This window comes from Actinomycetota bacterium, from assembly GCA_036280995.1.
Taxonomy (GTDB): domain Bacteria; phylum Actinomycetota; class CALGFH01; order CALGFH01; family CALGFH01; genus CALGFH01.
The window spans coordinates 1-9,641 of sequence record DASUPQ010000871.1 but is presented as its reverse complement, the minus strand read 5'-3'; the positions used below and the strand labels follow the sequence as shown (position 1 = coordinate 9,641).

The 9,641-nt window shown below is 76.2% G+C and carries 13 protein-coding genes; 7 read left to right on the top strand and 6 right to left on the bottom strand.

All coding sequences use genetic code 11. The features are described 5' to 3' along the window. The coding region (locus VF468_29240) for an Nramp family divalent metal transporter (GenBank protein ID HEX5882372.1) at positions 1 to 1,076 on the top strand (1,076 nt) is incomplete at its 5' end. 86 nt (positions 1,077 to 1,162) lie between these two features. On the opposite strand, the gene VF468_29235 is transcribed toward VF468_29240, so the two are convergent. Then, positions 1,163 to 1,540, bottom strand: a complete 378-nt coding sequence (locus tag VF468_29235; protein HEX5882371.1) for a DUF2203 domain-containing protein — start codon at positions 1,538 to 1,540, stop codon at positions 1,163 to 1,165. A 73-nt stretch (positions 1,541 to 1,613) separates the two neighbouring features. Between VF468_29235 and VF468_29230 the strand changes: the two genes are divergently transcribed. Further along, entirely contained in the window at positions 1,614 to 2,609 is a 996-nt protein-coding gene (locus VF468_29230) for a GAF and ANTAR domain-containing protein (protein HEX5882370.1), read from the top strand. Here VF468_29230 and VF468_29225 read toward each other — a convergent pair. Next, the gene (locus tag VF468_29225) at positions 2,593 to 3,054 is read right to left on the bottom strand and encodes a nitroreductase/quinone reductase family protein (GenBank protein ID HEX5882369.1); all 462 of its coding nucleotides are present in this window, start codon (positions 3,052 to 3,054) and stop codon (positions 2,593 to 2,595) included. The two genes, VF468_29230 and VF468_29225, sit on opposite strands and share 17 nt — an antisense overlap. Between VF468_29225 and VF468_29220 the strand changes: the two genes are divergently transcribed. Both VF468_29220 and VF468_29215 read left to right on the top strand, forming a co-directional pair. Further along, positions 3,053 to 3,715, top strand: coding sequence for a haloacid dehalogenase type II (locus VF468_29220; GenBank protein HEX5882368.1), 663 nt, complete (start codon positions 3,053 to 3,055; stop codon positions 3,713 to 3,715). The two genes, VF468_29225 and VF468_29220, sit on opposite strands and share 2 nt — an antisense overlap. A gap of 2 nt (positions 3,716 to 3,717) precedes the next feature. Next, complete coding sequence (locus tag VF468_29215) at positions 3,718 to 4,197, top strand: thioesterase family protein (protein HEX5882367.1); 480 nt, start codon at positions 3,718 to 3,720, stop codon at positions 4,195 to 4,197. On the opposite strand, the gene VF468_29210 is transcribed toward VF468_29215, so the two are convergent. The 3 genes from VF468_29210 to VF468_29200 all read right to left on the bottom strand — a co-directional run bounded on the left by VF468_29210 (position 4,187) and on the right by VF468_29200 (position 6,258). Continuing rightward, positions 4,187 to 4,681 carry an FABP family protein gene (locus tag VF468_29210; protein HEX5882366.1) on the bottom strand — a complete coding sequence of 165 codons (495 nt, stop codon included), beginning with the start codon at positions 4,679 to 4,681 and terminating at the stop codon, positions 4,187 to 4,189. The genes VF468_29215 and VF468_29210 overlap by 11 nt on opposite strands. 10 nt (positions 4,682 to 4,691) lie before the next feature. Further along, a complete protein-coding gene (locus VF468_29205) occupies positions 4,692 to 4,943 on the bottom strand; it encodes an Lrp/AsnC ligand binding domain-containing protein (protein HEX5882365.1) in 252 nt (83 codons plus the stop codon). A 103-nt stretch (positions 4,944 to 5,046) separates the two neighbouring features. Beyond that, positions 5,047 to 6,258, bottom strand: coding sequence for a CAP domain-containing protein (locus VF468_29200; protein ID HEX5882364.1), 1,212 nt, complete (start codon positions 6,256 to 6,258; stop codon positions 5,047 to 5,049). Positions 6,259 to 6,446: 188 nt separating this feature from the next. On the opposite strand from VF468_29200, the gene VF468_29195 reads away from it, so the two are divergent. Both VF468_29195 and cutA read left to right on the top strand, forming a co-directional pair. Beyond that, complete coding sequence (locus VF468_29195) at positions 6,447 to 7,829, top strand: MFS transporter (protein HEX5882363.1); 1,383 nt, start codon at positions 6,447 to 6,449, stop codon at positions 7,827 to 7,829. Between the two features lie 41 nt (positions 7,830 to 7,870). Beyond that, on the top strand, positions 7,871 to 8,179 hold the full coding sequence (gene cutA, locus VF468_29190) for a divalent-cation tolerance protein CutA (protein ID HEX5882362.1): 309 nt from the start codon (positions 7,871 to 7,873) through the stop codon (positions 8,177 to 8,179). On the opposite strand, the gene VF468_29185 is transcribed toward cutA, so the two are convergent. Continuing rightward, complete coding sequence (locus tag VF468_29185; GenBank protein HEX5882361.1) at positions 8,154 to 9,179, bottom strand: MBL fold metallo-hydrolase; 1,026 nt, start codon at positions 9,177 to 9,179, stop codon at positions 8,154 to 8,156. The genes cutA and VF468_29185 overlap by 26 nt on opposite strands. 64 nt (positions 9,180 to 9,243) lie before the next feature. Here VF468_29185 and VF468_29180 point away from each other — a divergent pair. Further along, a partial coding sequence (locus VF468_29180; protein HEX5882360.1) for an NAD(P)-binding domain-containing protein occupies positions 9,244 to 9,641 on the top strand: 398 nt, incomplete at its 3' end.

Genomic DNA, 9,641 nt, shown 5'->3' with positions numbered 1-9,641 from the left:
ACTCGCTGCTGTGGGTGCTGGTCGCGGCCAACCTGACCGCGGTCATGCTCCAGTACCTCTCGGCCAAGCTCGGCATCGCCACCGGCCAGGACCTGGCCGCGGCCGTCGGGTCGCGGCTGCCCACGCCGGCCCGGCTCGGCTACTGGCTGGTCGCCGAGGGGGCCATGCTGGCCACCGAGATGGCCGAGTTCATCGGCGTGGTCGTGGCCCTGCGGCTGCTGCTCGGCATCGGCCTGGCCCCGGCCATCGGGCTCGGGGCCGTCCTGGTCCTCGGCCTGCTCGCCTCCGGCAGCATGCGTCGCATCGAGCGGGTCATCTTCCTGCTGCTCGGGGTCATCGGCGGCGTCTACGCCCTCGAGGTGGCCCTGGCCCGGCCGGCCGCCGGCCCGATCCTGGCCGGGGCGGCCATCCCCTCGCTGAACGGGGAGTCGCTGCCGATCGCCGTCGGCATCCTCGGGGCGGTGGTCATGCCCCACAACCTGTTCCTGCACTCCGGGCTGATCCGGTCGCGCTGCGGCAGCGAGCCGCGCCGGCGGGTCCTGCGCCGCTCCACCGTCGAGACGGCCGTCGCCCTCAACCTGGCCCTGCTCGTGAACGCGGCCATCCTGATCATGGCCGCGGCCACCTTCGGCCGCGGCGGGGTCGTGGTCGAGTCCCTCGGCCAGGCCCACGAGACGCTGCGGCCCATGCTCGGCCCCCTGGCCGCCACCGGCTTCGCCGTCGCCCTGCTCGCCTCCGGGCTGGCCTCCTCGACCACCGGCAGCCTGGCCGGCCAGCTCGTCCTCGACGGCCTGCTCGGCTGGCGCGTGCCGGCGATCGCCCGCCGGGCCGTCACCATGGTCCCGGCCGTCGTCGTCCTGGCCGCCGGCGTCAACGAGGTGGCCGCCCTCGTCTGGAGCCAGGTCGCCCTGTCGCTGGCCCTCCCGGCCGTGGCCATCCCGCTGGTCGCCCTGACCAGCCGCCGCGACGTCATGGGGTCGTTCGCCAACCGCGCCCCCCTGCGCCGCCTGGCCAGGGCGGCGGTCGCCGTGCTGGTCGTCCTCAACCTCGTGCTGCTGGCCAGCCTGCTCACCTGAGCACCTGCGACGGCCGCCGCACGCGCCGCCCAAGGGGCCGCGGCCCGCCGACGACCCGCTCTGGCCGTCCTGGCCGCCCGGCCGGTTCAGGCGGGCGGGTCGGTCAGCGGCCGCCGGCCGGCGAACCCGGTGTCGGGCCAGTGCCACCACTCGACCGCCGGCTCGCCCAGCACCCAGCAGAGCAGGTAGGCGCGGCCGTCCTCCAGCCGCGCCGGGAAGTCGACCAACCCGGCGTCCAGGTCCCGCAGGACGATCCCCTCGCCGGTCAGGGTCTCGACCGCGGCCCGCAGCTCGTCGGTGCCCTTCGGGGTGGCCGGGTGGCCGTTGCCCTCGAGCAGCGCCGCCGTCCCCTCGCGCTCGCGCCTGGCCTCGGCCACCAGCTCGCGGATCCGGGTCAGCGCCTCCCCGACCCAGGGCAGGGCCGCATTCGCCCGCTCGACCGTCCAGTCATCGGTGCCCGCCATGGCCGGTAGCCTAGCGCCGCCGGGCCGCCGGCGCCCGATTGCGGGCGGCCGCCGGGGTAACAAGCTTCACGCCATGGAACTCGACGGCTCCCGTCACCGGCACCCCGAGCTGCCGGAGGCCCGCCAGCGGCTGCAGGGCCGCCTCGACCGCTACCGGTCGCTGTTCCAGCGAGCCCTGACCGGCCGGCCGCTGTCGGCGTTCGTGGCCGGCGACGACCGGGCCGGCTTCCAGGACCGCCTGCGGCGCCTCGTCGACGGCGGCGCCCAGGCCTGGGAGCTGACGCTGCAGCCCGGCCGGGGTGGGCCCCGCCCCGCCGCCGTGGCCGTCGAGGCGGTCCCGGCGGGACGGGACGGGGTGGTGGAGCTGGGCTGGACGCTGCGGGAGGCCGAGACCCGCGCCGGCGACGCGCCGCCGGGCAGGGCGGGCGCCACCGACTGGGACAGCCTGGCCGAGGCCCTGCAGGAGACCATCGAGGCCGCCATCCCCCTGCTCCGCGCCGACGGGGTCGGGCTGATGCTGGCCGACCAGCAGGGGGCGCTGGGCTGGGTGACCGCCACCAACGAGGCCGAGCAGGCGTTCGAACGGGCCGAGCGTGACCTGGGCGAGGGCCCGTGCATCGACGCCTTCGCCACCGTCCGGGTCGTCTGGACCCCCGACCTCCGGTCCGATCCGCGCTGGCCCCGGCTCGGCCCGGCCGCCCGCACCAACCAGATCCGCGGCGTCCTGTCGGCCCCGGTCGTCCTCGACGACCAGCCCATCGGGACCTGCAACGCCCTGGCGTATGAGACGCGCCACTGGACCGAGGCCGACGTCGGCGCGGTCCGCGCCTTCGCGGTGATGCTCGGCCGCCTGATCGGCTCCATCACCGACGCCCGCCACAAGACCGAGCTGACCGCCCAGCTGCAGTTCGCGCTGACCGCCCGGGTCCTGATCGAGCAGGCCAAGGGCGTCCTCATGGAACGCGAGGGCATCGACGCCCAGCGCGCCTTGGAGCTCCTGCGTCGCCGCGCCCGCTCGTCGGAGCGCAAGCTCGCCGAGGTGGCCCGCGAGGTCATCGACCGTTGCTAGCCAGGTCGACCGCCACCGGCAGGGCCGAGCGGCGCCAGCCGGACAGGTCGCCGCCGTACGTCGGCTGGTACTTGCCGGCCACCAGCCGGCGGGCCAGCTCGTCCTCGTCCGTTCCGGCCTCGACCATCCGGGCGCGACCCGGCAGCTCGGCCGCGTCGCGCCGCCCGAGCCGCACGGTGACCGCCGGGTCGCGCCGGAGGTTGCGCACCCAGTCCGACCTGTCGCCCCCGCCCGACAGCAGGTACAGGGTGCGGCCCTGGAGGGCGAACCAGATCTCGATCGTGTGCGGCCGCCCCGACACCCGCCCGGTGGTGGTCAGGTAGCAGAAGGGCTGCCCGCCGGCATCGTCCATGACGCCAGCCTCCCATACCAGCGCGGCGGGTTGCCGCCGGCCGCCGGACCTGGTGTGCTGCCCGCCGAAGGCCGCGACCGAGGAGGCCGCCATGGCGCCGGTGTGCGTGTTCGACGTCAACGAGACGCTGCTCGACCTGGCCGCGCTCGACGACGCGTTCGAGCGGGTGTTCGGCGACCGCGGGGTGCGCGTGGCCTGGTTCGGCCAGCTGCTCCAGTCGGCCATGGTGGCCACCATCACCGGCAGCTACGCCGACTTCGGCGCGGTCGGCCGGGCCGCCCTGGAGATGACCGCGGCCCGCCTCGGCGTCGAGCTGTCCGACGACCAGCGCGAGGAGCTCGTGGGCGGCATGACCCGCCTGCCCGCCCATCCGGAGGTGCCCGGCGCCCTGCGCCGGCTGCGGGAGGGCGGGTTGCGCCTGGCCTCGCTGACCAACTCGACCGAGCGGGTCGCCCGGGCCCAGCTGGAGCACGCCGGCATCATCGGCGAGCTCGAGGCGGTGCTGTCGGCCGACACGGTGCGCCGCCTCAAGCCGGCGCCCGAGCCCTACCGGATGGCGGCCGACCGCCTTGGGGTCGAGCCGGGCGAGGTGCTGCTGGTGGCCGCCCACGCCTGGGACGTCGCCGGGGCGCTGCGGGCCGGCTGCCGGGCCGCCTTCGTCGCCCGTCCCGGCAAGGTCCTCGACCCCCTGGCCGACCCGCCCGAGCTGGTCGTCACCGACCTCGACGACCTGGCCGGCCGGCTGCTCGCCTGACCGTGGCGGACTTCGACGGCTGGCTGGAGGTGGGTGGCGGCCGGGCCGGGCCGGAGACGATCGACTACAACGGCCACATGAACGTCGTCCACTACCGGGCCGCGTTCGACCTGTCCACCGACGGGCTGTTCGCGCACCTGGGGCTGGGCCCGGACGAGTACACGGCACGGACCGGGGCCACCCTGATGGTGGTGGAGGAGCACACCCGCTACCACGCCGAGCTGGCCGAGGGGGAGCGCTACCGCGTCCTGGCCCGGCTGGTCGGGCACTCGGCCAAGAAGCTGCACTACCTGCTGGCCATGGAGAACCTCGACCGCGGGGTCCTGGCCGCCACCCACGAGGAGCTGGCCCTCCACGTGGACCTGGCCGCCCGCCGCTCCAGCCCCCTCCCCCCGGCCGCCCTGGCCGCGGCCGAGGCTCTGGAGGCGGCCCAGGCCCACCTCCCGCCCCCGCCCGACCTGGGCCGGGTGGTCAGGCCGTGACGCCGGTGCGGTGCAGCTCGGCGGCCAGGTGGTGCCGGAGGGGCTGGCCGACGGCGGCCATGGCCACGGTGTAGCTGAGGCGGTCGCCGTCGAGGTCGAAACGGCGGTGGAGGGCGTCGACCTGCTTGGCGGTGGCGGTACCGGCCATGGTGGTGCTGCGGAGCTCGAACCGGCCGCCGTTCACGTGGCCCTCCTGGACCTCGACGATGCCGGTGGGGTGGGCGAGGACGAGCTCGACGGCGCCACCCGGCTTGGCCCGCCAGTAGCCGGCCTCGGCATGCAGGGGGCGGCCGTCGTCCAGGCTCCAGGTCCGCTGGGTGTAGGCCAGGAACGGCTTGCCGACGTGCCAGAAGCGCACCTCCTCGCCGTAGCGGAACGGGGCGATGGTGGGGTACTCACCGGCGCCCTCGCCCCGCCAGGTGCCGAGCAGCCCGGCCAGCGGCTCGGCCTCGGGGTGCAGCGGCGGCGGTGGCGGCTGGCCCATGGCGCGCGGGCTAGGCCGCGTCCCCGCGGTCGGGGCCGGGGCGCGGGCAGGTGAGGGTGCGCAGGGTGCCGGGGACGGCCTGGACCCGGCTGACGATCAGTTTGCCGAGGGCGTCCAGGTTGGGCGCGGCGACCTTGGCGATGACGTCGAACGGGCCCGCGGTCACCTCGGACAGCTCGACCCCGTCGATGGCGGTCACGGCGGCCGCCACCTCGCCGGCCCTGCCCACCTCCGTCTGGATCAGCACCCATGCCTTGAGCATGCCCGCACCGCCTCGGTCGTTCGTCGTTCGGGGTGGCCCAGCCTCCACCGTTGGCAGGCCCATCTGACCACGAGTGCCGCCGGCCGCGAAACCTCTTCCAGGCTCAGCAGCGGACGCCGTCGGACCGGGTGGCCACGATCGGCTCCTCGGCCGGGGTGCCGGAGCTCATCGACGGCGCGCTGGAGCTGTCCAGCCGCCCGAAGTTCTGGGTCGCCCAGGCCCGGCCGCCGGAGCAGACGACCCCGATCCCGACCGAGTCGTAGCCGCGCTGGAGCATGTTGGCCCGGTGCCCCTCCGAGCGCATCCAGCCGACGTGGAGCTGGTTGCCCATGCTCGGGTAGCCCTCGACCCAGGCGATGTTCTCGCCAAGGGCCGAGAACTTGGCCATGCCCGCCAGGTCGCCGGCCGCGCCAAGGTCGCGGTGGCGGAAGTTGCCGCTGCTGGCCATCTCGGCCGACCAGTCGCCCGCGACCCGGGCCAGGTCGCCGTCCCAGCGCAGCGCGGCCAGGCCCCTGGCCCGGCGCTCGGCGTTGAGCCGGTCGAACAGGTCGCTGGTCAGCTTCTGGGCGGTGGACCCGCCCCCGGGGGCGCCGGCGGCGGCCTGGGTCGTCGGGGGCGCCGTGGTCCGTGGCGCCGCCCTGGTCGTGGTCGTCCGCACCCGGGTCGTGGTGGTGGGGGCGGTGGTGGTCGTGGTCGGGCGCACGGGCCGGCGGGCGGTCCCGGCGGCGGTCGCGTCCGGCACCTTGGCCAGCAGCTCGGTCACCCAGACGCAGCCGCCGCTGGCCGCCCCGACCCCGATGGCGTTGAAGGAGCGGCTGAGGATGCGGCGCTTGGCCCCGGCCGAGCGCATCAGCTCCCGATGGGCCGCCTCGACGCTGGCCGCGCAGCGGACCTGCTCCTCCCAGACGGAGGCCGGCTGGACGGCGTCGGCCAGCCCCGGGCTGGCCGACAGGCGGCGGGTCGCGGCCATGCGGGCCGACTGGGCGCCGGCGAGGCTCGACAGGCGGGGGAGCACGCTCAGGGTGGGCAGGCCGCGGCGGGACCGTTCGGCGTTGACCAGCGAGGCCAGCCGGACGGTGTCGGGCGCCGGCGCGGCCGAGGCGGTCCGGTCCTGACCGAGCGGCCGTCCGGCGCCCGGCTTGGCGCTGGCCGGCAGCAGCGCCCAGGCCAGCAGCAGGGGGAAGACGATCAGGAACCCCATCTTGAGCTTGCCCGGCCACGGCGAGCCGGCCCGGGCGTGCCGGGGTCGTGCCCTGGAGCCGCGTGCTGCCGGTTCGTTGCCCAAGCTGGCGAGCCTCTCGGGGAAGCGGGCCATAACCGTCACCAGCGCAGCAGCCGCCCGGACGTGTGGGCGTCCGCGCGTGCTCCGTGCGGTGCCGTTGGCCCAATTGGGGGATTGGGGGGTTGGCCGACGACGGGCGTACCCTTCCAAACCCGCCGGTTGCCTGTCAAGCCGGCCCTGGCCGCCGGGCCTGGCCGGTAGCATGACCGCGTGGGCCAACCATGAAGCGGTCGTCGAGGCGGCCGGCCGGGCTGATGACGCCCGCCCGGCGCGGGCTCACCGTGGGCCTGGTGCTCACCATCACCCTGGTCGCCTTCGAGGCGCTGGCCGTCATCACGATCCTGCCCACGATCAAGGACGACCTCCAGGGCATCGGGCTGTACGGCTGGGTCACCAGCGCCTTCCAGCTCGGCCTGCTGGTCGGCATCGTGGTCGCCGGCGGCCAGGCCGACCGGCGCGGCCCGGCCCCGCCGTTCGTGGCCGGGGTGCTGGTGTTCGTGGTCGGCCTCACCATCGGCGGCCTCGCCCCCACCATGCTGGTGCTGGTGCTGGCCCGCGGGCTCCAGGGGCTGGGGGCGGGGGCGGTCCCGGCGGTCGCCTACGCCGCCATCGGCCGCAGCTATCCGGAGGCCCTGCGGCCGCGGGTGTTCGCCGTCCTCTCGACCGCCTGGGTGGTGCCCGGCCTGATCGGCCCGGCCGTGTCGGCCCTGGTCGCGGCCAGCGTCGGCTGGCGCTGGGTGTTCCTCGGCCTGCTGCCGCTGGTGCTCGCCTCCGGCGCCCTGGCCTGGCGGTCGCTGCGGCGGCTCGGCCCCCCGGAGGAGCCGCTGGTGCAGCGGGGCCGGCTGGCCAGGGCGGTGGCGGTGGCCGCGGGGGCCGGCCTGGTCCTTGCCGGCCTGACCAGCCGCTCGCCGGTGGCCGGAGCGCTGCTGGTCGCCGCCGGGCTGGCCGTCGGCCTGGTCCCCCTGCGCGGTCTGCTGCCGCCGGGGACGCTCACGGCCCGGCCGGGCCTGCCGGTGACGGTGCTGTCGCGGGGCCTGCTCACCTTCGCCTTCTTCGGGGCCGACACCTACGTGCCCCTGGCCCTCACCTCGGTCCGGGGCCAGAGCACGGTCGTGGCCAGCTTGGCCGTGACCGCCGCGACCCTCGCCTGGACGGCCGGGTCCTGGGTCCAGGAGCGCAAGGCGGCCGACTGGCCGGGCCGGCGGCTGATCCGGGCCGGGTTCCTGATCGTGGCCGCCGGGATCGCCTGCGAGGCGGCCGCCCTGCTGCCGGCCGTGCCGGTGGCGGTGGGGGTGGCCGGCTGGGCGGTGGGCGGCTTCGGGATCGGCCTGGCCTACTCGCCCATCTCCCTGATCATGCTCGGCGAGGCCCCAGCCGGTCAGGAGGGGGCGGCCAGCGCCTCGCTCCAGCTGACCGAGACCCTCGGGGTGGCCCTCGGGGCCGGCCTCGGCGGGGTCCTGGTCGCGGCCGGGGCCGCCTCCGGCTGGCCGCCCGGGGCCGGCATCGCCGGCGCCTTCGCCCTGACCGCCGCCGTGGCCCTGCTGGCGGCCGTGCTGGCCCGGCGCGTCCCGAGCCGTACGATCCCTGCGCCCGAGCAAGCCTGACCCCGCGACGAGGTGACTGCCAAGTGCCCGACCGGTACCTGATGGCGATGACCACGACCGACGCCCGCGAGGACGCCGAACGGCTGGCCCGCGACCTGGTCGAGCGGCGGCTGGCCGCCTGCGTGCAGGTGCTCGGCCCGATCTCCAGCACCTACCGCTGGCAGGGGGCGATCGAGACCGCCGAGGAGTGGCTGTGCCTGATCAAGACCACCACCGCCCGCTTCGACGCCGTCAACGCCCACATCGAGACCAACCACGGCTACGAGACCCCGGAGCTGACCGCCGTCCCGATCGACCGCGGCAGTTCCGGCTACCTGGCCTGGGTCAGCTCGGCGACGGCGAACCCCTGACCCGCCAGCGCAGCGGGGTGTCGCCGGCCAGCTCCAGGCGGCCGCGGCGCTCCAGGTGGGTGAGGTGGGCGGCCGTCTCGCCGAGGGCGGCCCGGCGCATGATCCCGTTGATCTCGTCCCACGGCCGGCTCCAGCCCAGCCGGGTGGCGACCTCCCAGATGGTCGCCGCCCCGTCCGCCACCAGCGCCTGGGCCTCGTCGAGACGCGCCTCGTGGTGGGCGGCCAGCTCGTCGAGCCGTCCGCCCAGGCCCCGGAAGCGCCGCTGGTGGCCGGGGAGGACCAGCGCGTCGCCGTAGGGCCGCAGCCGCTCCAGCGAGGCCAGGTAGTCGGCCAGCGGGTCGGGCCCGGCCTGGGGATGGCGGGAGATGTTGGGGCTGATCGTCGGCAGGACGTGGTCGCCGGTGAGCACCACCCCGGCCCGCTCCTCGACGAAGCAGAGATGCCCGGGGGTGTGGCCCGGGGTGTGGAGCGCCCGCAGCCGCCAGCCGGGCACGTCCGGCCGGTCGCCGTCGGCCACGAGCCGGTCCGGCTGGCCGGCGACCACGAAGCGGCGCAGGGCCATGCTGGCGTCGCGCAGCGCGGCCAGCTCGGCCGCCGGGGCGCCGGTCTGGGCGACCCAGCGCGAGGTCCGCTCCAGCAGCGCGTCGACGTCGCGGTAGCGGTCGGGGACGAGGGCGGCGTCGGCCGCGTGCAGGCCGACCCAGGCGCCCGACACCTCCCGGATCCGGGCCGCCAGGCCGTAGTGGTCGGGGTGGATGTGGGTGACCAGGACCCCGCGGACGTCCTCGACCCGGAACCCGGCGACGGCCAGCCCCTCGCTGAGGGCGGCCAGCGCCTCGGGCGCGTTCCAGCCCGGGTCGACCAGCACCACCCCGCCGGGCACGGCGAAGGCGTAGGCCAGCACGTAGGGGAGCGGGCTCCCGGGGATCGGCACCGGGATGCTCCAGAGGCCGTCCAAGACCTGCTCGGCCCTGGGTGATACGGGTGGGGGGGTCTGCATGGCCGCTCATCGTTGCGGTAGCGTGCCGGCACGGCAAGCGCGCGCGAAGGCGGAGGAGGGTCCGATGGCCGGACAGTGCGAGCTGGGCGTCACCGGCCTGGCCACCATGGGGGCCAACCTGGCCCGCAACGCGGCCCGCAACGGGTTCCCGGTCGCGGTGCACAACCGGACCGAGAGCCGCACCCGCGAGCTGCTGGAGCGCCACGGCGGCGAGGGCGAGCTGGTCGGGACCTTCTCGACCGAGGAGTTCGTGGCCGCCCTGGCCCGGCCCCGCCGCATCCTGGTCATGGTCAAGGCCGGCCCGCCCGTCGACGCCGTCCTGGAGGAGCTGGCCGGGCACCTGGACGAGGGCGACCTGTTGATCGACGGCGGCAACAGCTACTTCGAGGACACCGTCCGCCGCGAGCAGGCCCTGGCCTCCCGGGGCCTGGGCTTCCTCGGCACCGGCGTCTCCGGGGGTGA